This is a genomic window from Empedobacter sp. UBA2044 (genome assembly GCF_002333005.1).
In the GTDB taxonomy this organism is placed as follows: domain Bacteria; phylum Bacteroidota; class Bacteroidia; order Flavobacteriales; family Weeksellaceae; genus Empedobacter; species Empedobacter falsenii_B.
The window spans coordinates 1-23,271 of the sequence record NZ_DDBA01000075.1 but is presented as its reverse complement, the minus strand read 5'-3'; the positions used below and the strand labels follow the sequence as shown (position 1 = coordinate 23,271).

The following is a 23,271-nucleotide window of genomic DNA, read 5'->3' as shown; positions in this document are numbered from 1 at the left end:
TTAATCATTTCCAGTTTTATTGGCTAATTGTCCGCAAGCTGCATCAATATCTTTTCCGCGACTACGACGTACATTTACCACAATATTGTTGGATTCTAAAGCTTTGATATAATTGTTAACTGCTTCTTCTGATGCTTGTTTGTAGATTCCGTCATCAATCGAATTATATTCGATAATATTCACTTTAGAAGGAATTTTTCGACAGAATTTTACCAATGCATCGATATCTTCTTTTTTATCATTAACACCGCCCCAAACAATATATTCGAACGTAATTCGTAAACCTGTTTGTTGGTACCAATATTGAAGACTATCCATTAAATCCGTCAACGGAAATTTAACAGAAAAAGGCATAATCACATTACGAACTTCTTCTCGAGCCGAATGTAAAGATACCGCAAGGTTAACACGTAAATCTTCGTCAGCCAGTTTTTCAATCATTTTAGGAATTCCCGAAGTAGAAACTGTAATTCGTCTTGGAGCCATTCCTAGTCCTTCTGGCAATGTGATTTTTTTGATGGCAGAAATTACTTCGTTATAATTTAACAAAGGTTCTCCCATTCCCATAAATACGATATTGCTTAAAGGACGATTGAAATAACGTTTACTTTCTTCATCGATAATCACAACTTGATCGACGATTTCGGCAGCTGTTAAGTTACGCATACGTTTTAATTGCGCTGTTGCACAAAAAGTACAATCCAAGCTACAACCAACTTGCGAAGAAACGCATGCAGTTGTGCGAGAATCAGTCGGAATTAAAACAGATTCCACAACGTTACCATCATGAAGTTTAACCGCATTCTTGATGGTTCCGTCGTTAGATTTTTGTAGAAGATCAACTTCAACAGGTTGAATTTGGAAAGATTCTCCCAATTGCTCACGTAGAGCTTTTGAGATATTCGTCATGTCATCAAATTGATGCGCATTCTTTTTCCATAACCATTCGTACACTTGTTTTGCGCGGAATGATTTTTCTCCAATCTCTTTGAAATAATCTTCAATCTCAGCTTGTGAAAGCTTTCGTATATCTTTTTTTGTTGTACTCAAACTTGTCTTATAAGATTAACATTGCATCTCCGTAAGAGTAGAATTTGTATCCTTCTTTTACAGCTTCGTTGTATGCTTTCATTGTTAAATCGTGTCCAGCAAACGCAGAAATCATCATGATTAATGTAGATTTTGGTGTGTGGAAGTTTGTAATCATACAATTTGCAATAGAGAAATCGTATGGTGGGTGAATAAATTTGTTCGTCCAACCATCAAATGCATTTAAATGACCATCTGCAGAAACAGAAGATTCGATAGAACGCATAGAAGTTGTACCAATAGCACAAACTTTTTTCTTCTCGTCAATTGCACGATTTACAAGATCAGCAGATTCTTGAGGAATAATAACTTGCTCAGACTCCATTTTGTGTTTAGATAAATCTTCAACCTCTACAGCTTGAAAAGTTCCTAAACCAATGTGTAATGTTAATTCAGCAAAATCAACACCTTTAATTTCTAAACGTTTTAATAAGTGTTTAGAAAAGTGTAAACCAGCTGTTGGTGCAGCAACAGCTCCTTCGTGTTTTGCATAAATTGTTTGGTAACGCTCTGCATCTTCTGGTTCAACATCACGTAAAATATATTTTGGAAGTGGAGTTTCTCCTAATTCTTTCAATTTTGCACGGAATTCTTCGTAAGATCCATCAAATAAGAAACGTAAAGTACGTCCACGAGAAGTTGTATTGTCAACAACCTCTGCAACTAATGTATCATCATTATCGAAGAATAATTTATTTCCGATACGAATTTTACGCGCTGGATCAACCAAAACATCCCATAAACGAGTCTCAGCATCTAATTCTCTTAGCAAGAAAACTTCGATTTGAGCACCAGTTTTCTCTTTGTTACCCATCAAACGAGCAGGGAAAACTTTCGTATTGTTACGAATCATTACATCTCCTTCGTCGAAATACTCGATAAGATCTTTAAATTGTCTATGTTCAATTTCTCCGGTGTCACGGTGAACAACCATTAAGCGAGCTTCGTCTCTGTTTTCAGAAGGGCGATCTGCTAAAAGTTCTTCAGGTAAAGTAAAGTCGAAATCGGAGGTTTTCATTTTCATAATTGTACAATTTTTTGCAAATATACGATGTCAGATACCCCTTTGTCAAGTGAATTGAGGTATTTTATGAAATTGCTAACGTTTAAATGTTTATTTTTGACGAAAGACTTATAGATATTATCAAGTTTTTTAATACTTATTTGAAAAATAAAATGAAAACGAAACTACTATTACTATCAATGTTTTTTACATTTTTTAGTTGTAATAAATCCGAACAAAAAATTGAAGAATCTGCTGAAATAGAAAAGATTGATTCTGTTGCAAAAAAAGAATCACCAGAATTAGAAATTCCGAAAGAATTGATAAAAGCACCAGATTTTTCTTTGGCTGATATCAATGGAAAACGATTTGACTTATCAGATTTCAAAGGAAAATATGTCTACATGGATATTTGGGCAACATGGTGTGGACCTTGCAAAGTTCAAATTCCTTTTATGAAAGAATTGGAAAAACAATTTCATAATGCACCAATTCATTTTGTAAGTGTTTCTTTGGATAAATTAGAAGATAAGCCAATTTGGGAAAAAATGGTGAGAGAAAATCAGATGTCTGGTGTACAGTTATTTGCAGGAAGAGAAGATAACTTTGGCTTTGATTATAAGATAGAATACATTCCGACTTTTATTATTTTAGACAAAGAAGGAAATATTATGATTGATCGCGCGCCTGCACCGATGGATTATCAAACAGGAGGAATCAATCAACAATTGGTTGATATTCTCAAAATGATGAAATAAAAAAAGCTTCCATTTGGAAGCTTTTTTTTATTATTGAGCTCATTATGCTCTAACTTTTGTTTTCAAATTAATACGTTGACCAATTTTAGGTTGTTCACCTGGTTCCATACGATTTAGTTTATATAGGTTGTTTACTTTTACACCAAAACGTTGCGAAATCGTGTACATATCATCACCTTCTTGTACTTTGTATGAATAATCAGAACCTTTTGTTTTCTTTTTTCCGAAAAATACAATTTGTCCATCTTTCAATTTAGAACCCATTTGTATTTCATTGAAATTCGCAATATCCGAAGGAACTTTGTTGTATGTTTTAGAAATAGTCGCAATTGTTTCTCCCGCTTGAGCAACAATATAAGGAATATTATTCTTGTGATTTTTAATGCGAGTTGTAGGATTTTGAGGACGAGTTTCGTAAGCAATTGTTTTGTTATTTACACTAGGCTCATTTTTCTCTATACTATTATTATTTGGTTGATAAGACGCTAATGCAATTTCTTCTTTGATTGTTTTAGATTCTTTCTTCGTTTTAGATTTCGATGAATTATTTGCCATCATCATATCATCCTGATTGTTGTATAATGTATACAATTTTGTATAAACTTCTTCTGGAGAAATCTTATCAAATTGATCTAAATTATATTTCTCAATTCTCGAAATTAATTTTGAAGCATATTTTGGATCAGTTGCATAACCAGATTTTTTCAGACCATTTGCCCAAGCGTTATAATCTGTCGGATCTAAGAAAAATAAAGCTTTGTAATAAGGTCTTAAAGCCAAAAATTTAGAATGATCTCTATAACTTTCTTCAACTGAAGAATATTTTCTAAAACATTCTCCTTTCGAATCATCATCGTGATAAATACGAGGTTTATCCAACGACCATTCTTCAGGACCTTTACATTTTATTCCAAAATGATTATTGGCTTGATCGGCTAATTTACTTTGTCCGCCTCCAGTTTCCAATAATCCTTGTGCTAACGTAATACTTGCTGGAACTTTGTAAAGTTGCATTTCTTCAACAGCTAAAATAGCATGTTTTCGAATGTAAGTTATGTCTCTACTTTCTTGTGCTTGCGTCGAAATCGACAACACTAAGCTAAAAATGTATAACAATTTTTTCATTCTATAATATTTTTGTTCTTCTTCTTTAAAAGTTTGTTCATTCCTTCAATTCCTTGCAATCCGCCTGTATGAACCAAAAGAATTTTAGAATTATCACTAAAATAATGATTTTTAATTAATTGAAAAATACCAAAAACCATTTTTCCAGTGTAAATAGGATCCAATTGAATATGGTTAATTCGCTTGAAATCATTTACAAAAGTAATTAATTCATCCGAAACTTTCCCATATCCGCCAAAATGATAATCATTAAAAATAGTGAAATTCGTTTTATTTGTCAATTTTTCGATTTCATTTTGGATAAAATCTCCCTTTAAACTCGGAAAACCTAAAACTGTTTGATGAGGTTTCGAGCTTTCAATCAATCCAGCAATTGTTCCACAAGTTCCGATTGCCGAAGCAATAAAATCATATTCGAAACAATCATCGTACAAAATTTCTTCGCAACCTTTTATCGCAAAATCATTTGTACCTCCTTCTGGAATAACGTAAGTGTTTGGATATTTAGTATTTAAATGATTAATAAATTCTACTTCATCTTTTTTTCGATAATCTTCTCTGGAAATAAAATGCAATTGCATTCCACATTTTTGAGCAAAACGTAACGTAGGATTTTCATCGATTTTATCACTTAATTCTTCTCCACGAATTATACCGATAGTTTCGAAATGATGAAGTTGACCAGCTGCCGCCGTTGCTGCAATATGATTGGAAAAAGCGCCACCAAATGTTATCAATTTCTTGAAACCAAGTTTTTCAGCTTCAATAAAATTATATTTCAGTTTTCGGTATTTGTTTCCAGAGATTTCTGGATGAATCAAATCTTCTCTTAATATAGAAAGTTGAATATTTTGAGAAGTTAAATGTTTGATGTCAATGTTTTGAATTTGAGCTTTAAAATCGTTCCAAATCATTTAGATATATTTTAGAAAATTATAAAATTTTCGTTTTTTTAAATAATTCAAATTGTGTTCGTTTGCATAAGCTTCACGCTCAAAACTAATATTGCGATATGCTTTGTGTTGATCGCGATATTGAATCAATCGAATGGCATATTCAATAAAATAAAAAGGATAGAAAAAAACGACCAAAAGTTCGAGTTGTTGAATGATATGAATGGTTTCGTGATTGATTAAAACTTCATCATTTTTCAGTTTTTTATCTCTCAAAAAAATGAAAGGAAAAATGGTAATTCCAATAAAATTCTTTCGGAATAAATGACGCAAAACAACTACAAACATGATTTAGGTAATTCGATTTTATTGCAAAATTAATCAATCTGAAAAGATATTGATTTAAAAAGCGTTAAAAAGCGTAAATTTAGAAGAAGTTTCGCAAATAATTATCATACCAAAATTAATGATAGTTTATAGATAAAAGTTGTAAATTCACAGCGTTAGAAATGAAAAAGTTTGAAGAAGGAGATTATTATTTATCTCCAGAAGGTTTCAGAATATTTACTGAACAATATCTAAAAAAAAGAGGGTATTGTTGTAAAAGTGGATGCAAACATTGTCCGTATGGATACGATAAAAAAACAGATAAAATAAAGAATAAGAAATAATTATATGAAAATAACATCAACAGTTTTAGCTTTGTTAATAGGAAGTTGTGCTTTTGCTCAAATGAAATTTCCCGCGGTAAGTTCTCATGCTGAAGTTGAACAAAAAGTAGGTTTAACAGAATTTGAAGTTGAATATAATCGACCAAATGTAAACGGAAGAAAAGTATTTGGAAAATTGGTACCGAATGGAGAAGTTTGGCGAACTGGTGCGAATGAAAATACGGTCATCAAATTTGATAAACCAATCAAAGTGAATGGACAAGAGTTGGCTGCTGGCGAATATGCGTTGTATAGCATTCCGAATAAAGAGGAGTGGGAGGTAATTTTTTACAAAGACACGAAAAACTGGGGAAATCCGAAAGAGTGGAAGGAGTCGAATATCGCTTTGAAAGTGAAAGCTCCGTCAACAAAATCGATGAACAATAAGACAGAAACGTTTGAGATTCGTTTTACAAATGTGACGCAAAAATCAGCGAATTTGGTATTAGCTTGGGATAACACAACGGTTGTTTTGGATATTGAAACGAATACAATTAACGAAGTTTTAAAAATGATTGGAGATCAATTGAACGAAAATTCTTCTGCAAGAGATTTTTACAATTCGGCAAACTTCTATTATTCGAATAAATTGGATCGAAATCAAGCGTTGAAATGGGTCAATACAGCTTTAGAAAAAGATGCAAATGCGCCAGATTATTACAAAGAATTGAAAGTTAATTTGGAAAAAAATAAATATTAATTAAAAATCCCTTCAAAAATTTTTGAAGGGATTTTTTTATTCAGAAATATTCTTTTTTAAGATAATTTGTAAGTAAGAAAACATCAACGCAGTTGACCAGCCAACCATCATAATTCCGTTTATAGCTTCTAATCCAGCCATGATTTTCCATTCACTATCAATCACAACAACACCATAACCAACGGTTGTAAATGTGATTAATGAAAAATAGATTGCTTCTTGAAAACTATACAAATTGTCAATATTTGGATTGAAATAAAAAGTAGCCGCCCAAATTGTATATTGTGCGCCATGTAACAAAGTAAGCAAAGAAACAGATAATGCCATTTGCCAAATTACTTGACTAAACGTTAAATGTTGTTTTTTGAGATTAAATTTATGTAGATATTTTAGCGAATAAACAGTGACAGTTGATTGTAAAATAACATTCACACAAATAATCAATATGCCATAACATATAATTAGAAACATATTTTTATCTATTATAGGCGAGTACAAAAATGTAAAGAATAAAATTTATATAATACTTTTTGAAGCTAAAAATTTTGTAAATTTAATAGAGAAGTAAAATCTAGATATCCTAAATATTTGATAAAATCTGGATTAATAAAGCTTTATTACTAATTTTGTAACGTTAAAAATACATATTTCAACGAATGAATATTAATTTTAAATATATTTTGATGTGTTTCGGAATAGCTACAATTGGCTTATCTTCGTGTGCTTCAAATAAAAATTCGAAAAAAATAGTTTATAAAAAAGTAGAATCTAAGCAGCCTATAAAACCTGTAGAATCTACGCAAACAACTATTCTTACTACATCAAAAACTGAAATTTCGAATAAGAAAGATGAAGTTTTTACAGTGAAATTACCAGAAGTAAATCGTGAGTTCCGAGCGGCTTGGGTAGCTTCTGTTGCAAATATTAACTGGCCTTCTAAAAAAGATTTAACGACAACGCAACAAAAAGATGAAGCGATAAAGTTGTTGGATATGTTAGAAGCAAACAATTTTAATGCAGTTATTTTTCAGGTTCGTCCAGCGGCAGATGCTTTGTACAAAAGTAATTTTGAACCTTGGTCTTACTTCTTAACTGGAGAAGAAGGAAAAGCGCCTTCTCCATATTATGACCCGTTAGAGTTTTGGGTGGAAGAAGCGCACAAACGTGGAATTGAGTTGCATGTTTGGTTAAATCCTTACAGAGCGCATCACAGTAGTGGAGGGCCGGTGACAAGTGAGTCGATGGTGAAAAGGTCGCCAAGTAATGTGGTCAGATTGAAGAATGGTATGTATTGGTTTGATCCTGCTGACAAAAAAACGCAAGATCACGTTTCGGAAGTTGTTCGTGATATCGTTTCGCGTTATGATATTGATGGTGTTCATTTTGATGATTATTTCTATCCATATGCATCGTATAATGGTGGTGCAGACTTTCCAGATAATTCAACTTGGAATGTTTACAAGAATAATGGAGGAATGTTGTCGAGAGCAGATTGGCGTCGTCAAAATGTGAATACAATTATTGAGCGTATTTATAAAGAAATCAAAGCAGAAAAACCTTTTGTAAAATTTGGTATTAGTCCTTTTGGAATTTGGAAACCAGGATATCCTGCTGGAATTACAGGTTCTTCGCAATATGATGAATTGTATGCAGATGCAAAATTATGGTTGAACAAAGGTTGGGTTGATTATTTTTCGCCACAATTGTATTGGCCAATTAATTCGACAGGACAAAGTTTTCCGAAATTATTAGAATGGTGGAAATCAGAAAACACACATAATCGTCATCTTTGGCCAGGTTTGAATACTGTAGAAGTGAAAGTTTCGGATAGAACAACTGAGATTACAAATCAGGTAAAAATGGCTGGAGAAATTTTACAAAACAATGTGGGTGTTATTCACTGGAGTATTGCTGGATTAACGAAAAATCCTTCGATGTTGAGTTATCTGAAAGAAGGTCCATACAAAGCTAAAGCTTTGGTGCCAACTATGAATTGGATAAAAGCAGATCGTTTGGCAAAACCAAGTTTGTCTGTAAATGCAAAAGCATCAGAAGTTGTGATGAATTGGAATGATTATAAAATGAATTCGAATGTTTCGAAATGGATTTTATATACACGTTACAACAACGATTGGGAAACATCTATTATGGATAAAACCAAAACAAACCAAACAATTTTGAAACATAAAGATGGTAAAAGCTTAACGGCAGTTGCACTAAAAGCTGTTGATCGTTTAGGGAACGAAAGTGATTACGTTGCTCAAAAAATTAATTAAGAATAGAATTTCTCTAAATATAAATCCTCAACGAAAGTTGGGGATTTTTTTGTTTTTACAACTTTGTTGTTTTTGTATATTTGATTATACATTAATAGTTTAACACATATTTAAATAACCATAATTATATGAAAAATAAAATAGGTTTCAATATTATTTTTGCGCTTATTGCATTTCCAATAGGACTAGCTTTGTTAAGAGAGTTTAATTTTCAAGATTTTACGTTTAAAAATACAGCATTAGGTATTATTTATTCAGTAACGTTTATATTCTGCATATTTTTTATGTTGAAGAAAAAGAAAGTTGAAAATTAGAATTTAATATAAAACACAAATCCTCAACATAAGTTGAGGATTTGTTTATTTTTTTCTCTTTAAAATATAATAAAGCGTATCGTCATCATTTTCTTTTGAGGTATACGCAAACTGAAATTCATATCCACTCGCAGACATAAAATTCAACGCATCAATCATTGAATTAAATTTTACTGCAATTCCGCGTTCATCTTTTATTTTCAAACCAGTTTTAAAAGAAATTGATTTGGTTTCTTGTCCAAAATCCAAGCGAATATTCATTTTTGTACTCAAACCTCGTCCAGTTCCAATAATCTGTACATAGTCGACATTAATATCTTTAATCGGAACATCATTTACAGTTTGTGCAAATGAAAAACTTCCAATGAATAATCCCAAAATAAGTGCTAATTTTTTCATAAGTTTTTAATTTTGATAAAGATATTTATTTTCAGATAAAAGAAAAAAACCGATCCAACAGAATCGGTTTTTGTATAAAGTAATAGTTTTACTCGATTTATTTCAATCCCCAATCAACGGCAAAAACAGCTTGTAAAGCTGCAGTTTCAGTACGGAAACGTTGATATCCAAGACTAATTCCTGTGAAATTGTGATCTTCTGCAGCGAAAATTTCATCTCGCGAAAAATCACCTTCAGGACCAATCATAATTAAAATTTTCTGCGGCTTATTTTCCAAAACTGTTCTTAAAGGTGTTCGTTCAATATCCGCTTCGCAATGCGCAATACATTTCGTGAAACCTTCAAAATCCTGTTTGATAAATTCGTTGAATTTTGTCAAATCATTTACTTTTGGCAAATACGCTTTCAACGATTGTTTTGTTGCAGACTGAACAATTTTTTCAATTCGTTCAATTTTAATATTTTTTCGTTCCGAATGAAAAGTTTGCAAAAATGTAATTTCATCAACACCAATTTCGGTTGCTTTTTCCAAGAAAAATTCCAAACGTTCCATTGTTTTTGTTGGTGCAATTGCAACATGTAAATAGTAATTTTTCTGCTCGAAATTTGTTTTTAAATCAATTACTTTTCCTTCAACTGCTTTTTTAGAAATCGACGTAATTTCAACTTGAGCCAAATTTCCTTTTCCATCCGTCACATGAACCAAATCGCCTTCATTTCCGCGCAAAACTTTCGCAAAATGATGACTTTCTTCTTCGTTCAGGATAGCTGTTTCGTGATGAATTTCTCCAAAAAATAATTTCATTAAATATGGTATTTAGCCACAGATTTCGCTGTGTTTTTTGTAAATAACTCTTGATCAAATTTTAAACTTCCAACCATTGCAATCATCGCTGCATTATCTGTTGTATAAGCAAATTTTGGAATAAAAGTTTTCCAACCAAATTCTGTTTCTCCATCTTTTAATCGTTGACGAATTTCAGAATTAGCCGAAACTCCACCTGCAATCGCAATTTGTTTAATTCCAGTTTCGTCCGATGCTTTTTTTACTTTTTCCATCAAAATATTAACGATAGAATGTTGAATAGAAGCGCACAAATCGTCAATATTTTCTTCAATAAAATTTGGATTCGTTTTGACTTCTTTCTGAATAAAATATAAAATTGACGTTTTGAAACCGCTAAAACTAAAGTTTAAACCATCAATTTTTGGTTTTGCAAATTTGAATTTTGTAGGATCTCCAATCTTAGATTTTTTGTCAATAATTGGACCTGCAGGATAAGGTAAATTTAAAATTTTACCTGCTTTATCAAAAGCTTCACCAGCTGCATCATCAATTGTTTCACCTAAAATTTCCATCTCAAAATAACTGTTGATTTTCACGATTTGTGTATGTCCACCAGAAACAGTCAAACATAAAAATGGAAAAGTTGGTTTTTCGTCGTTGGCATCTTCAATAAAATTTGCCAAAATATGTGCTTGCATGTGATTAACCTCAATCAACGGAATATCCAATGATTGACTGAAAGATTTCGCAAAACTTCCGCCAACCAAAAGCGAACCCATCAATCCTGGACCACGTGTATACGCGATTGCTTTAAGTTCTTCTTTATTAATATTTGCCTGTTTTAGGGCTTGATCTACGACGGGAACAATATTTTGTTGATGTGCTCTCGAAGCTAATTCTGGTACTACGCCACCATATATTTCGTGAATTTTTTGGCTTGCTACAACATTAGAAATAATTTTATTTCTGTCAATAATTGCTGCGCCTGTATCATCACAAGAAGATTCTATGGCTAAAATGTAGTTTTTATCGCTCATAATTCCTTGTAGAATAAAATTTATAACTTATTTTTACCCTGCAAATATCGTAAATTTAAACCATTGAAAATAGTCAGACGAATAGGAAGATTTTTATTGTCGTTGATTATACTCGTTTTAACCCTTGTTTTAACAGTAGCAATTGCAATACAAATCCCTGCGGTACAGACAAAAATAGCTCACTTTGCCTTAGAAAAATTAAATAAATCGTTGAACACACAAATGTATGTAGATGCGGTTGATATTGATTTTTTTGGACGTATTTATTTCTATGGTGTACACATTAAAGACGATCACAAATATGATTTTTTGAAGTCGAAGACTTTAGAAACAACAATAAATGTTTGGTCGTTAATTCCAGGAATCAAAAAAGATCATATCAATTTGAGTGAAGTGAAATTGATTGAACCTGAAATTCGTGTGATTACCTACAAAGGTGATTCGATTTCGAATTTCATCAAATTTGTGAACGGTTTTAGTTCTGATAAACCAAAAGATCCGAAAAAGATTTTCAAATTAGATGGAGATTTTATTTTACAGGACGGAAAAGTTTCAATTGTTAATCAAAATTCTGGAAATGTTTGGTTGGATTCGAAGCAGTTGAACATGACGGTAAAAAAGTTTCGATTAGTTGATTCTGATATTACGGCCGATTTAGAAAATTTCTGCTTTGTTGCAACAAAAAATAAAGAAACGTATAACGTACAAAATTTCACAGGAAAAGTTCATTATTCGAAAAAAGAAATTCGAGTTGGGAATTTAAATTTACGAACGGATACGTCTGTTTTAAACGGAAATTTATTATTGAGTTACAATCAACCTTCGGATATGTCTGATTTTAATAATAAAGTTCGTTGGGACGTTTTTTTTGATCGAGGATCTAAAATTAATTTTAAAGAAATTCGCTATTTCACTGATTTATTTGATAAAAATTCTTCGGTTGATTTATATGGAAAAGTAAATGGAACCCTGAATAATTTAACATTTACAGATTTCGAATTGAAAGGAGAAGATAATTATGTTGGTGCTTCTCGTTTACAATTGCAAGATGTGACACATGGTTCTTCGCTAAATTTTTCGACAAGAAATGTAAAAATCAATACATCCTATCAAAAAATTGTAAAGTTACTTCCAACCTTTGTTTCTAAGAAAATTCCGAATATGTTGACTCGTTTTGGAAACTTAAATTATCGTGGTGATATTTCATTAAATCCAAATGAAATTCATGCGAATGGTTACGCAGTTTCTGGACTTGGTGATGCTGATATTAAAGCTCAAATTAGGAATTACAAAGATGTAAAATCGTTAATTTATAAGGGAACTTTAGATGCGAAAAATCTTAATCTTCGTCAATTAACAAATGCAAAAGATTTGGGTTATGTAAGCGGAAAATTTAGATTTGATGGAAAAGGAACTGATCTAAAAAATATCAATTTAAATTTAGATGGAAATCTTCGTTACATCGATTTGATTGGAAAAAGATATCAAAATATTACGGTAGATGGTTTGGTCAAAAATTATCAGTTTAATGGTTTGTTTGATATCAAAGATCCTAATTTGAATGCACAATTGAACGGAAAAATTAACTTCAGTGGAAAACCATATGATTTTGATTTTACATCAAACATTCGTCAAGTTAATTTAGATTTTCTTGGAGTTACAAAAAATCTAAATGCAATAGTACGTGGCGATGTTGAAGGGAATTTTAAGCTGACAAATATTAATGATTTTAGGGGAAATATTGATGTCAAAAATCTTTATTTCCGTTCTAAAAAAGATACGTTAGAATTGTCACATGTCATGTTGAATTCTCAAATAGATGGTTCGCATAAAATCATGACATTAGATGTGCCAGATTATATGAAAGCCACTGTTGATGGTAAATTTAATATTACTGAAGTTGCAAATGTTATCAATAATTCGCTTGTAGATCTAGTGCCATCTTTCCGCCATAAAAAAGTTTCGCCAAATCAGGCTTTTTCGTTTGATGTTTATGTGCAAGAAAATTTATTACAATATATCGATCCATCGATTTCTATTGAGCCAGATACACATGTTAAAGGTTATATTGATGGTACGAAAAATCAATTGGAAGCGACATTGGATACTCCAGGTATAAAATATGCAGGAATTCAATTGTTTCAGTCGAATGTTAATCTAAATACAATTGCAGAACTACCAACACTTAATGCGAAAATTGATAGTATGAAAGTGAGTGGAGTTACGATTAATGCAATTAACGTAAATTCGATTCCGAAGAATGATACAATGATTGTCAAAACAGACTTTAATATAGGTCGTAAGAATCCAATTTTATTTAATCTAAATCTTTTTCACACAGTTCAGAATAATAATGATTTGATTTTTGGATTTTCACCTTCGACAATACAAATAGATTCGACACAATGGACAATTAATCATTTGAATGATGCAAATTCTAATCGGGTAATTTTTAATCGAATCAATAAATCATTAAAAGTTGAAGATTTGTCATTAGAATCGGAAGAACAATATTTAAAAGTAAGTGGTTTATTTAATAACAATGTAGATTACAATTTCAATGCTGATTTTAAAGATTTGCATTTAGAAAAAATCATTCCTAAAACATTATTGAATAATCTAAAAATTGTCGGTATAGCGAACGGTAAAGTAGATATTATTAGAACAAAAGAAAAGTTAGAACCAACACTTGAAGCTAAAATTGATAAGTTAGGTTTAAATGATTTTGAGCTTGGTAATTTGACTTTACAAGGAGGTTATAATGTAGCGGATAAACAATTTAATTTTGAAACAAGTTTACAGAAAGAGCAAATTCAATCGTTGGTTGCTTATGGTAATATTATTAATAAACCAACAGGTCCTGAAGTCGATGTAGATGCCAATTTTGATGAGTTTCATATCGATTTCTTAGAAGGATTCTTAAAATCTGTTTTCTCTAATATGCGTGGAACGTTATCTGGTGATTTAAAAATTACTGGACCAATTGATTTACCAAATCTTAGCGGAAATATGATTGCAAAAGATCTTGGATTAAAAGTTAATTTCTTAGGAACTGATTATTTATTTGAAGGAGAAAACGACCTATTTGTTTTTAAAGAAGGAGCAGGACAAGGGGTTATTAGATTGAATGATATTGCATTTAAAGATACTGCGTACAATACAAAAGGAAAAGTTGATGGTTTAATTCTTTTTCGTAATTTATCTAAATGGGGTCTCAACTTAGATTTTGATACCGATAATTTATTGGTGATGAACACGTCTATTAAAGACAATGAATTGTTTTATGGAAAAGTATTTGCGAAAGGAAATGTATCTATGTTTGGTGCGGTAGAGGAATTGGAGATTGCTGGAGATGCGACAGTGGTTGGAAATTCTGAGTTAACGATAAATACAGGAAGTACAACAATTGAGTCAGAAAATAATTTGGTACGTTTTGTTCCTAACCAACATCTAGATGAAAAATCGAAAAATAACGAGCCTCACGCACCAAAAGGAATGTCGATAGATGTCAACATCAATGCGTATCCAAATGCGATGGTGAATTTGATTTTTGATGCAGCTACAAATGATAAAGCAACAGCGCGAGGAACTGCAGAAAATCTTAGATTCTTAATGAATAAAGCAGGATTGAGTATTACAGGGGTATATAATATAGAAAGTGGAACATATGAGTTTAGACAATTTCCGCTGATTCCAAAAGATTTTAAAATCAAAAAAGGATCTTCGGTACAATTTGCAGGAAATCCACTTGATGCAACGCTTAATATTACAGCTGAATATCAACGTTCGGTGTCAAATGTTGGAGACTATTTAGGTGTAGGATATTCGCAAATTTATGATGCTCTCTTATCAATTAATATTTCTGAAACGTTGAAAAAACCTATTATCGATTTTGGATTAACAATTCCTAATGCAGGTTCGGATATCAATTCGCAGTTACAATCAAAATTCCGTTCAAATACAGAAGAACAGATGCTTCAGTTTAGTTATATCTTATTGACAGGTAAATTTGGTGATGCTTCGGCTGTTCAATCTGGTGTAACAAGTACAGCTGCTGATATTGGTTTATCGACAATTGCGGGTATGTTGTCTTCTATTGCGAACAATGTAGATATACAAATGGAGTATGTCGGTGGTAGTGCGCAATCGGAGACAAATGATAAAATTAGAACTTCTGTTTCTTATCGGGTTAATAATCGTTTAAGTTTACGTGGTTCGTATGGAATTGCGGTTACAAATAATAGAAATGTACAAGAGAACTTCGATGGGAATTTTGATGTTTCTTATGATATCTCGAAATTAAACAATGGATCTTTGGTCTTAAAAGCATTTACAAAACCTACAACTTTCGGTTTATTGCCAGGAATGGAAAATAACTTAAATCAAAGTTTCGGAGTAGGAATTCAGTACAACAAAAGCTTCGATACGTTTAGAGGATTTTTAGGTTTAGATGAAAATAAACGAAAAGCAAAAGCTAAAAAAGAAGAGCAACAGCAAGAAAGATTTGATTCGATTGTACTTCCGAAACAGTTTAAAAGTGAGGAAAGAAGAATAGATTCTACTCGTCAAACTACAAAAGATACGGTCAAAGTTACGTATCAAAAAAGTACTCAACCTAAAGTGGAACAAAAACGTCGTGGTTTAGTCAAAATTAAATAAAAAAAAATGAGTTTATTGTGGTTAGACAATAAACTCGCGCAAACAAACAAAAGTGATTAGTTCTTTCTTTTTTGAACTATTATTATAACAAAAGTAAAATATTAAATAAATCATTAAAAAATATTTTGAAGTTTGTTTGTTTTATTTATAATTTTGCTAAAAATTAATTCGATTTTTTATTAAAATAATAATAATAATCAAAAATTAGGAAAATGAATTACATAATTGATGATGTTGATAAGAAAATTTTGATGTATTTGATTGACAATACAAGAATGCCATTTACAGAAATTGCAAAGAAAATGAATGTTTCTGCTGGTACTATTCACGTACGTGTCAAGAAATTAGAGGAGGCTGGAATCATCAAAGGAACTACACTAATTACAGATTATGATAAAATGGGTTATCAGTTTGTTGCGTATGTAGGATTGTTACTTACAAAAACAAACAAAACTCAGAAAGTGATAGATGAATTATATAAAATTCCTAACGTAACAGTGGTTCACGTTGTGTCTGGAAAATATAATATTTTCTGTAAAATTCGTGCAAGAGATACTTCTGATGCGAAAGATGTTATCTACAAAATTGATCAAATTGATGATGTATTGAGAACAGAATCTATGATTTCGTTAGAAGAATCTTTTAACGATAAAAATAGATTGATGCATTCAATTTTTCATTAAAAATAAATTTCAATTTATTAATCATCCCACAAAATGACAGACGAAGAAAAAGAAAAATATTTTCAGGTCGCTCTATGTTCAAGTCTCGTACTTTTCGGGTTTGATGGAGAAGATCTCAAAATATTGGTGTATAAAAAACTAAACGATCCTTTCAAAGGAGCATTGGTTTTGCCAGGAAAATATATTGCGCCAACGGTAAGTAACGATCAAGCAATTCACGAATTGTTGATTGAGAAAATTGCTTACGATGAGCATCAAACATATATTGAACAATTGAAAGCTTTTACAAAAGTTTTTCGTAATCCATTAGGACGTGTTGTAAATGTTGCTTATTACGCTTTGGTTAAATTGACACCTCAAATAGAGGAAAAAGTGAAAACACAAGGTGGAGAATGGTATGCTTACGACCGTGTTCCGGATTTGGCTTTTGATCACAATGAGATTGTAAAATATGCAAAAGAGCGTGTGAAACGTCGTGTAAAACGTCGTCCAGTAGGATTTAACTTACTTGGAGATGAGTTTACAATTGCGCAATTGCAAAGTTTGTATGAAAAAGCCTTGAATCGTGAGTTGGATAAACGTAACTTTAGAAAGAAAATCTTTAACTCAAATTTAATTATCGAAACAGGTAATACAACAGATCCTAAACAACATCGTAAAGTATCTAAATTGTATCGTTTTGATGAAGAAAAATACGAAAAATTGAGTTTGAAAGGATATGATTTCTTATTTTAAAATAAAGCTATGACAGATCAAAAAGTAGAACAAAATCAAGAACGTGACGATATTTTTGACACAAAAGTTTTAATGTCGGATAATACCAAAACAAAAGATTTGAAACACGAAGGAAACAAAACATCATTCCTTTTCAAGTCAATGATCTTTATAATGGTTTTCTTGATTTTGAGTATTCTTTATCGTGGTTATCAATTATTGGTGACAAATGATTATTTGTTCCGCCAAATGATGAACGAAGATGCGCCAGAAATGCCAAAATGGTATCCAATTTCGACTCTTGTTTTAGGAGTTATTGCATTGATAGGTATCTTTTTAGTGAAATCTTATAAAAGAATTGGTGTATATATGGTTGTGACATCATTATTTGTGTCAGCAGCAATGCAGCCCGAATTTATGGCAGATGGAACACTTTTTACCATGTTTACATTATTTGTGTTTATAGGTTATGGTTTAGCGATTATCTATCCATATTGGCACAAGTTTAAATAAAAACTTAATAAAGTCTAGAAAAGAGGTTACAATTAGTTGTGACCTCTTTTTTTGATGCTGAATTATTTGTATTAATATCATTCAATATGAATATTTTAAGCATGTTAATTGTTTAAGTTGATAAAAAAACTGCTTAAATAAAGTGAATATGAGAATTTAACGGCTATATTTGTCTTGTGTGGAAAAAATATAAATTAAAAGTACAAAATGGATTGTATTTCAGTATTTGATATGCTCAAAATTGGCGTTGGTCCTTCAAGTTCGCATACTTTAGGTCCTTGGCGCGCTGCAGAAGCTTTTCTGAAAGAATTGGATGCTGCATCTATCTTTAATAAAATTACAAAAGTTCGTGTAGATTTGTACGGCTCTTTATCGCTTACGGGTAAAGGACATGCAACTGATTATGCAGTAATGTTAGGGTTAAGCGGTGCTGATCCTGAATATATTCCTGTTGATGATATTTCGAATATTATTAATACAATCAATACAAATAAACAATTAAATTTTGGAAATAAATTTTTAATTGATTTTAATCCCGAAACTGATATCGTTTTCAATCGTGAGTTTTTATCTTTTCACGCTAATGGAATGATGTTTACAGCTTTCTATGAGAACGAAGAATTATCTTCTACGTTTTATTCGATAGGGGGAGGATTTATTACAAAAGAGGATGATAGTGCTACCAATACAGATGTCACTTGTGCTTTTCCATATTTATTTAATACATCAACAGAATTATTAGAATTTTGTTCGAAAGAAAATAAATCGATTTCTGAAATTATGTTCGAGAATGAAAAAACAATTCGAACTGAAGATGAAATTCACCACGAATTAATGCGTGTTTGGAATACTATGTTAGAGTGTATGTACATTGGTTGTCATACAGAAGGTATTTTACCAGGCGGATTGAACGTGAAACGTCGTGCTTACGATATGCACAAAAATTTGGTTGGAGCAACACCTTATTCTAATTCACAAGAATGGATTGCATCAATCCGAAAAACCAAAGTATATTTTCGTCAAATCTTGAAATGGGTGAGTTGTTTTGCTCTTGCTGTTAATGAAGTAAATGCTTCGTTAGGTAGAGTTGTAACAGCGCCAACAAATGGAAGTGCAGGAGTTATTCCAGCAGTTTTGATGTATTATTTGGTGATCGAAAATCATAAAGCTGGTCAAAAAGAGATTGAACAATTCTTAACAACAGCAGGAGTTATTGGTTCTATTTTTAAGAAAGGAGCAACTATTTCTGCGGCAATGGGAGGTTGTCAAGCTGAGATCGGCGTATCTTCAGCTATGGCTGCAGCTGCATTATGCGAATTAATGGGAGGAACTCCTGCGCAAGTAACAATGGCTGCCGAAATTGCAATGGAACATCATTTAGGTTTAACATGCGACCCGATTGGTGGTTTGGTACAAATTCCTTGTATCGAGCGTAACACAATGGGAGCGATTAAAGCGATAAATGCAGCAGAATTAGCACTGGATACAGATCCGTTGACTGCGAAAGTTCCGTTAGATAAAGTTGTGAATACGATGTGGGAAACTGCAAAAGATATGAATAATAAATACAAAGAAACTTCTGAAGGAGGTTTGGCAGTTGCTGTAAATATTGCAGATTGTTAGTAACTTATTTATTATCAGTAAAATAATATTATGTGTATTAATTGTAAGGATTATGAATGTGTGTTGTGTATTTCAAAAATAATCCTTACATTTGCACAGCCTTTTAGAGTTAAGGTACGGATGTTAAAGAATATTCATTTAGGGATTTTTTAGGCTGCTCAGCCATTTAATTTTATTCTTTCATATCTGTTGGTTAAATAATTTAAAATAAAACCGTGATATGAAATATAAATGAATTTCATTATCTCGGTATCGTATCTAACATGATTACATTCAAAGAATTAGGACTTCAAGAAGAAATCCTAACTGCAATTGAGAAAATGGGCTTCGTTAACCCATCTCCAATCCAAGAAAAAGCTATTCCTCAAATCCTTTCATCAGATCAAGATGTTATTGCATTGGCGCAAACAGGTACAGGAAAAACTGCAGCATTCGGGCTTCCGGTTTTAAATCAATTAGACAGCAATTCAAAATCAGTACAAGCAATTATTTTGTGTCCTACTCGTGAATTATGTTTACAAATTGCAAAAGAATTAGAATCTTTTTCTGCAGATATGCGTGGAGTACGTGTACAGGCAGTTTACGGTGGTGCTGACATCGTTAAACAAATTAGAGGATTAAAAGATAATCCGCAAATCGTTGTAGGAACGCCAGGTCGTACAATGGACTTAATCAAACGTGGCGCATTAAAAATTAATGACATCACTTGGACAGTTTTAGATGAGGCTGATGAGATGTTGAACATGGGATTCCGTGACGAAATTGATTCTATCTTAGAAACAACTCCAGAAGAAAAACAAACTTTATTATTCTCAGCTACAATGCCTTCAGAGGTTCGTCGTATCGCTTCAGAATATATGCACAATCCAGTTGAGATTGCTGTAAGTAAAGTAAATACTGCATCAAAAAATATCGAGCATCACGTTTACTTAGTACGTTCTTCTGATCGTTACTTAGCTTTAAAACGTTTGGCCGATTATTACCCAAATATTTATGGTATCGTTTTCTGTAGAACTCGTCGCGAAGCGAAAGACGTAGCAGATAAATTGATGCAAGATGGTTACAATGCAGACGCATTACATGGAGATTTATCACAATCACAACGTGATCACGTGATGGAGAAATTCCGTAACCAAAATATTCAAATCCTTGTTGCAACAGACGTTGCTGCTCGTGGTATTGACGTAAATGAGTTGACTCACGTAATCAACTTCAATTTACCAGATGATCCAGAAGTTTATGTACACCGTTCAGGACGTACAGGACGTGCGGGTAACAAAGGAATTTCTATCATTATTTCAGGAGGACGTGAAGCGCGTAAAATTAGAGATTTAGAAAAATTAATTGCTTCTAAAATCGAGCCTAAAAATGTACCAACTGGAGCCGAAATCTGTGAAAAACGTTTAATTTCTTTAATCGATAAAATCGAAAATATCGAAGTTGATGAAGAATTAATCGAGCCTTACATGGAAACTGTAAATGAAAAATTGGCGAACTTAGATCGTGACGATTTATTAAAACGTTTCATGACAGTTGAGTTCAATTCTTTCTTAGAATATTACAAAAACACGAAAGATATTTCTTCTGAAGGAGATCGTGGTGATAGAGGAGATCGTTCTTCTAACCGTCGTGGTGGACGTGATTTCTCTCGTTTCTTTATTAATATTGGTCAAAAACACAATTTACGTGTTCCAAACTTAATTGGTTTAATTAACGAGCAAACTCGTAATCGTAACATCGAAATCGGAAAAATTGAAATTTTACGTAATTTCTCTTTCTTCGAAGTTGATACACAATTCGAATCATTAGTGTTAGAATCTTTCAAAGATGCACAACGTGATGGAGTAGACTTAGATGTTCAAATCTCTAAACCAGAACCTAGACGTGGTGATGGTGAGCGTCGTGGTGGAGATCGTCGTCGTAATGACAGAGGAGATTCTCGCGGACGTGGTTTCAATAGCCGTCGTGATAATGACCGTGAAAGAAGTGGAGGTTATCGTGGTGGAGATCGTGATCGCGGAGGAGACAGAGGTGGATTCCGTGGAGGTGATCGTGACCGTGATTCTAGAGGTGGAGATCGTGGTGGTTACCGTGGAGGAGACCGTAATAGAACAGGAAACTCAAGAAGAGGTAGAGATTAATATATTCTCAATAAAAAATAACAAAAAGGATGATTTTATAAAATCATCCTTTTTTATTCATAAAACTTCTGTTTGAATAAATAATTTTTCTATATTTATTCAAAACCACAAATAAATGACAGTACAAGAATTGTTTAGCTCTATTCGATTATCCATCGAAGAAGAGAATTATACGCAATTAAAACAGATTAAAATTTTCAAACCAGAGAAATTCAATTGGGTGAAGGATATTTTTGAGCCTTATAATGTTGCTCAATTAGGAACTCAAAAAGGTTTAATTTGGAAGTATAATGAAGAACGAGAAGATTATACTTTTCAGAATTTAGCTGATAAATACAATCAATTTTTAAACTATTTAAGAAACAAAGGAATTGTACAAGGAGACAAAATGTTTTCTCAAGTTCCATTATTACCGATTACTTGGATTGGTTATTTGGCTTCTATCAAAGGTGGATTAATTATTATTCCAGCCGCAACAACTTTAGAAGCAAGGGATTTAACGTTTAGATTCGAGTCTTCTTTTCCAGAAGTTGCTTTAGCAGATCAAGCAAATGCATCGAAAATAGATGAAGCAGAAGCAAAATTTGATAAAAAGATTAAGGTAAAATTAATCACAGAAGGCGAGCGAGAAGGTTGGATAAATATCAATGAGTTATGGAAAGAATCTATTCAAGCTGAGGCTGCAGATACAAAACCAGACGATGATTTATTCTACTTTTTTACTTCAGGAACGACAGGAATGCCGAAAGTTGTGGTGCATACGCATTACACTTATCCGCTTGGAGGTTTCACGACTTCTTCTTGGGTTGGAATGAAAAAAGGTGATTTACATTATAATATTTCTCAACCAGGTTGGGCGAAATTCTTTTGGAGTAGTTTTTTTGCTCCATGGAATATGGGTGCGACAATTTTGGGTTATCATTCAGATAAATTTGTTCCGAAAGAACAATTACAAACCATTCAAGATTTGGGTGTAACAACTTTTTGCGCACCACCAACAGCTCTGCGTGTATTGATTTTAGAAGATTTGAAAAGTTATGATTTCAAACTTCGTCAATGTGTTGCAGCTGGTGAACCGCTTAATCCAGAAATTATAGATGTCTGGAAAGAAGGTACAGGAATTACGATTCGTGATGGTTATGGACAATCAGAATCAACTGCGATGATTGCGAATTTGCCAAATGAGAAGATTAAATATGGATCGATGGGAAAACCTGCGTTTTTATACGATATTGTGATTGCTGATGATGATGGAAATATTGTACAAGATTGCGAAGAAGGAAATATTTGTGTTGTGCATAATGAAGAAACCATCAATGGAATTTTCAAAACTTATTTGATTCAGAAAGATAAAATGGCGAAAGTTTTCAAGCATGGATTATATTATACAGGAGACAAAGCTTATAAAGACGAAGATGGTTATGTTTGGTTTGTTGGGCGTGATGATGATGTGATAAAAGCGTCTGATTTCCGTGTAGGACCATTTGAAGTAGAAAGTGCTTTGTTAGAGCATGATGCCATTATGGAAGCTGCTGTTGTGGCAAGTCCGCATGATTTGAGAAGTAATGCTGTAAAAGCTTTTGTTATTTTAGCACCTGGAAATGAAGCTTCGGAAGAATTAGCAAAAGATATTTTTAGATATACAGAAGAGCATTTAGCACGTTACAAAATTCCACGTATTGTGCAGTTTGTGGAGAGTTTACCAAAAACAATTTCAGGAAAAATACGTCGAGTGGAATTGCGTAATCAAGAAGCTGTTGATAAAAAGAATAAAACGATTATACCAAACGAATATTTTCACGAAAAATATTAGTCGAGCTTAAAATTAGGACTGTCTCTTAAAGTGT

The 23,271-nt window shown here is 32.3% G+C and carries 20 protein-coding genes; 11 read left to right on the top strand and 9 right to left on the bottom strand.

What is annotated here, in order from left to right; genetic code table 11:
• Complete coding sequence (rlmN, locus tag B4E59_RS13610; protein WP_038336309.1) at positions 1 to 1,050, bottom strand: dual-specificity RNA methyltransferase RlmN; 1,050 nt, start codon at positions 1,048 to 1,050, stop codon at positions 1 to 3.
• Positions 1,051 to 1,057: 7 nt separating this feature from the next.
• Positions 1,058 to 2,107: a tRNA preQ1(34) S-adenosylmethionine ribosyltransferase-isomerase QueA gene (gene queA, locus B4E59_RS13605; RefSeq protein ID WP_038336356.1), complete on the bottom strand. Its 1,050-nt coding sequence runs from the start codon at positions 2,105 to 2,107 to the stop codon at positions 1,058 to 1,060.
• Between the two features lie 158 nt (positions 2,108 to 2,265).
• Between queA and B4E59_RS13600 the strand changes: the two genes are divergently transcribed.
• Positions 2,266 to 2,850 carry a TlpA family protein disulfide reductase gene (locus B4E59_RS13600; RefSeq protein WP_291053529.1) on the top strand — a complete coding sequence of 195 codons (585 nt, stop codon included), beginning with the start codon at positions 2,266 to 2,268 and terminating at the stop codon, positions 2,848 to 2,850.
• A 42-nt stretch (positions 2,851 to 2,892) separates the two neighbouring features.
• Here the strand turns inward: B4E59_RS13600 and B4E59_RS13595 are convergent, their stop codons facing one another.
• The 3 genes from B4E59_RS13595 to B4E59_RS13585 are packed head-to-tail and all read right to left on the bottom strand — an operon-like array spanning position 2,893 to position 5,216.
• Positions 2,893 to 3,975 carry a glucosaminidase domain-containing protein gene (locus B4E59_RS13595; RefSeq protein ID WP_219034192.1) on the bottom strand — a complete coding sequence of 361 codons (1,083 nt, stop codon included), beginning with the start codon at positions 3,973 to 3,975 and terminating at the stop codon, positions 2,893 to 2,895.
• Complete coding sequence (locus tag B4E59_RS13590) at positions 3,972 to 4,889, bottom strand: 1-aminocyclopropane-1-carboxylate deaminase/D-cysteine desulfhydrase (RefSeq protein ID WP_291047083.1); 918 nt, start codon at positions 4,887 to 4,889, stop codon at positions 3,972 to 3,974. The genes B4E59_RS13595 and B4E59_RS13590 overlap by 4 nt, the downstream gene beginning before the upstream one ends.
• Positions 4,890 to 5,216, bottom strand: a complete 327-nt coding sequence (locus B4E59_RS13585; RefSeq protein WP_038336313.1) for a hypothetical protein — start codon at positions 5,214 to 5,216, stop codon at positions 4,890 to 4,892.
• Between the two features lie 161 nt (positions 5,217 to 5,377).
• Between B4E59_RS13585 and B4E59_RS13580 the strand changes: the two genes are divergently transcribed.
• Positions 5,378 to 5,539: a DUF5522 domain-containing protein gene (locus tag B4E59_RS13580; RefSeq protein WP_160279602.1), complete on the top strand. Its 162-nt coding sequence runs from the start codon at positions 5,378 to 5,380 to the stop codon at positions 5,537 to 5,539.
• A 4-nt stretch (positions 5,540 to 5,543) separates the two neighbouring features.
• Positions 5,544 to 6,278, top strand: a complete 735-nt coding sequence (locus B4E59_RS13575) for a DUF2911 domain-containing protein (protein WP_291047082.1) — start codon at positions 5,544 to 5,546, stop codon at positions 6,276 to 6,278.
• A 36-nt stretch (positions 6,279 to 6,314) separates the two neighbouring features.
• Here the strand turns inward: B4E59_RS13575 and B4E59_RS13570 are convergent, their stop codons facing one another.
• Entirely contained in the window at positions 6,315 to 6,749 is a 435-nt protein-coding gene (locus tag B4E59_RS13570; RefSeq protein ID WP_291053526.1) for a potassium channel family protein, read from the bottom strand.
• 185 nt (positions 6,750 to 6,934) lie between these two features.
• Between B4E59_RS13570 and B4E59_RS13565 the strand changes: the two genes are divergently transcribed.
• On the top strand, positions 6,935 to 8,554 hold the full coding sequence (locus tag B4E59_RS13565) for a glycoside hydrolase family 10-like protein (RefSeq protein ID WP_291053523.1): 1,620 nt from the start codon (positions 6,935 to 6,937) through the stop codon (positions 8,552 to 8,554).
• A 359-nt stretch (positions 8,555 to 8,913) separates the two neighbouring features.
• On the opposite strand, the gene B4E59_RS13560 is transcribed toward B4E59_RS13565, so the two are convergent.
• From B4E59_RS13560 to tsaD, 3 genes are all read right to left on the bottom strand, one after another.
• Positions 8,914 to 9,267 carry a hypothetical protein gene (locus B4E59_RS13560; protein ID WP_291053520.1) on the bottom strand — a complete coding sequence of 118 codons (354 nt, stop codon included), beginning with the start codon at positions 9,265 to 9,267 and terminating at the stop codon, positions 8,914 to 8,916.
• A 97-nt stretch (positions 9,268 to 9,364) separates the two neighbouring features.
• Complete coding sequence (locus B4E59_RS13555; RefSeq protein WP_291053517.1) at positions 9,365 to 10,072, bottom strand: RsmE family RNA methyltransferase; 708 nt, start codon at positions 10,070 to 10,072, stop codon at positions 9,365 to 9,367.
• Positions 10,072 to 11,091 carry a tRNA (adenosine(37)-N6)-threonylcarbamoyltransferase complex transferase subunit TsaD gene (tsaD, locus tag B4E59_RS13550; RefSeq protein WP_180906374.1) on the bottom strand — a complete coding sequence of 340 codons (1,020 nt, stop codon included), beginning with the start codon at positions 11,089 to 11,091 and terminating at the stop codon, positions 10,072 to 10,074. Before tsaD ends, B4E59_RS13555 begins: the two co-directional genes overlap by 1 nt.
• Positions 11,092 to 11,154: 63 nt before the next feature.
• Between tsaD and B4E59_RS13545 the strand changes: the two genes are divergently transcribed.
• From B4E59_RS13545 to B4E59_RS13515, 7 genes are all read left to right on the top strand, one after another.
• Entirely contained in the window at positions 11,155 to 15,750 is a 4,596-nt protein-coding gene (locus B4E59_RS13545) for a translocation/assembly module TamB domain-containing protein (RefSeq protein ID WP_291053511.1), read from the top strand.
• A 212-nt stretch (positions 15,751 to 15,962) separates the two neighbouring features.
• On the top strand, positions 15,963 to 16,433 hold the full coding sequence (locus B4E59_RS13540; RefSeq protein WP_038336320.1) for an Lrp/AsnC family transcriptional regulator: 471 nt from the start codon (positions 15,963 to 15,965) through the stop codon (positions 16,431 to 16,433).
• Positions 16,434 to 16,466: 33 nt separating this feature from the next.
• Positions 16,467 to 17,168, top strand: coding sequence for an NUDIX hydrolase (locus B4E59_RS13535; protein WP_038336322.1), 702 nt, complete (start codon positions 16,467 to 16,469; stop codon positions 17,166 to 17,168).
• A gap of 9 nt (positions 17,169 to 17,177) precedes the next feature.
• Positions 17,178 to 17,660, top strand: a complete 483-nt coding sequence (locus B4E59_RS13530; protein ID WP_219034200.1) for a hypothetical protein — start codon at positions 17,178 to 17,180, stop codon at positions 17,658 to 17,660.
• Positions 17,661 to 17,867: 207 nt separating this feature from the next.
• The gene (locus B4E59_RS13525) at positions 17,868 to 19,283 is read left to right on the top strand and encodes an L-serine ammonia-lyase (protein WP_125350222.1); all 1,416 of its coding nucleotides are present in this window, start codon (positions 17,868 to 17,870) and stop codon (positions 19,281 to 19,283) included.
• A 263-nt stretch (positions 19,284 to 19,546) separates the two neighbouring features.
• On the top strand, positions 19,547 to 21,424 hold the full coding sequence (locus tag B4E59_RS13520; RefSeq protein ID WP_125350223.1) for a DEAD/DEAH box helicase: 1,878 nt from the start codon (positions 19,547 to 19,549) through the stop codon (positions 21,422 to 21,424).
• 115 nt (positions 21,425 to 21,539) lie between these two features.
• Positions 21,540 to 23,237 carry an AMP-binding protein gene (locus tag B4E59_RS13515; protein WP_219034202.1) on the top strand — a complete coding sequence of 566 codons (1,698 nt, stop codon included), beginning with the start codon at positions 21,540 to 21,542 and terminating at the stop codon, positions 23,235 to 23,237.
• Positions 23,238 to 23,271: the final 34 nt, after the last annotated feature.

What these genes read in the sequence shown, in the direction of transcription:
- B4E59_RS13580 (WP_160279602.1), top strand. Translation starts at nt 5,378, where the DNA reads ATGAAAAAGTTTGAAGAAGGAGATTATTATTTATCTCCAGAAGGTTTC.
- B4E59_RS13540 (WP_038336320.1), top strand. Translation starts at nt 15,963, where the DNA reads ATGAATTACATAATTGATGATGTTGATAAGAAAATTTTGATGTATTTG.
- B4E59_RS13520 (WP_125350223.1), top strand. Translation starts at nt 19,547, where the DNA reads ATGATTACATTCAAAGAATTAGGACTTCAAGAAGAAATCCTAACTGCA.
- B4E59_RS13595 (WP_219034192.1), bottom strand. Translation starts at nt 3,975, where the DNA reads ATGAAAAAATTGTTATACATTTTTAGCTTAGTGTTGTCGATTTCGACG.
- B4E59_RS13530 (WP_219034200.1), top strand. Translation starts at nt 17,178, where the DNA reads ATGACAGATCAAAAAGTAGAACAAAATCAAGAACGTGACGATATTTTT.
- tsaD (WP_180906374.1), bottom strand. Translation starts at nt 11,091, where the DNA reads ATGAGCGATAAAAACTACATTTTAGCCATAGAATCTTCTTGTGATGAT.
- B4E59_RS13590 (WP_291047083.1), bottom strand. Translation starts at nt 4,889, where the DNA reads ATGATTTGGAACGATTTTAAAGCTCAAATTCAAAACATTGACATCAAA.
- B4E59_RS13575 (WP_291047082.1), top strand. Translation starts at nt 5,544, where the DNA reads ATGAAAATAACATCAACAGTTTTAGCTTTGTTAATAGGAAGTTGTGCT.
- B4E59_RS13535 (WP_038336322.1), top strand. Translation starts at nt 16,467, where the DNA reads ATGACAGACGAAGAAAAAGAAAAATATTTTCAGGTCGCTCTATGTTCA.
- B4E59_RS13515 (WP_219034202.1), top strand. Translation starts at nt 21,540, where the DNA reads ATGACAGTACAAGAATTGTTTAGCTCTATTCGATTATCCATCGAAGAA.
- B4E59_RS13570 (WP_291053526.1), bottom strand. Translation starts at nt 6,749, where the DNA reads ATGTTTCTAATTATATGTTATGGCATATTGATTATTTGTGTGAATGTT.
- B4E59_RS13565 (WP_291053523.1), top strand. Translation starts at nt 6,935, where the DNA reads ATGAATATTAATTTTAAATATATTTTGATGTGTTTCGGAATAGCTACA.
- B4E59_RS13600 (WP_291053529.1), top strand. Translation starts at nt 2,266, where the DNA reads ATGAAAACGAAACTACTATTACTATCAATGTTTTTTACATTTTTTAGT.
- queA (WP_038336356.1), bottom strand. Translation starts at nt 2,107, where the DNA reads ATGAAAACCTCCGATTTCGACTTTACTTTACCTGAAGAACTTTTAGCA.
- B4E59_RS13555 (WP_291053517.1), bottom strand. Translation starts at nt 10,072, where the DNA reads ATGAAATTATTTTTTGGAGAAATTCATCACGAAACAGCTATCCTGAAC.
- B4E59_RS13525 (WP_125350222.1), top strand. Translation starts at nt 17,868, where the DNA reads ATGGATTGTATTTCAGTATTTGATATGCTCAAAATTGGCGTTGGTCCT.
- B4E59_RS13560 (WP_291053520.1), bottom strand. Translation starts at nt 9,267, where the DNA reads ATGAAAAAATTAGCACTTATTTTGGGATTATTCATTGGAAGTTTTTCA.
- B4E59_RS13585 (WP_038336313.1), bottom strand. Translation starts at nt 5,216, where the DNA reads ATGTTTGTAGTTGTTTTGCGTCATTTATTCCGAAAGAATTTTATTGGA.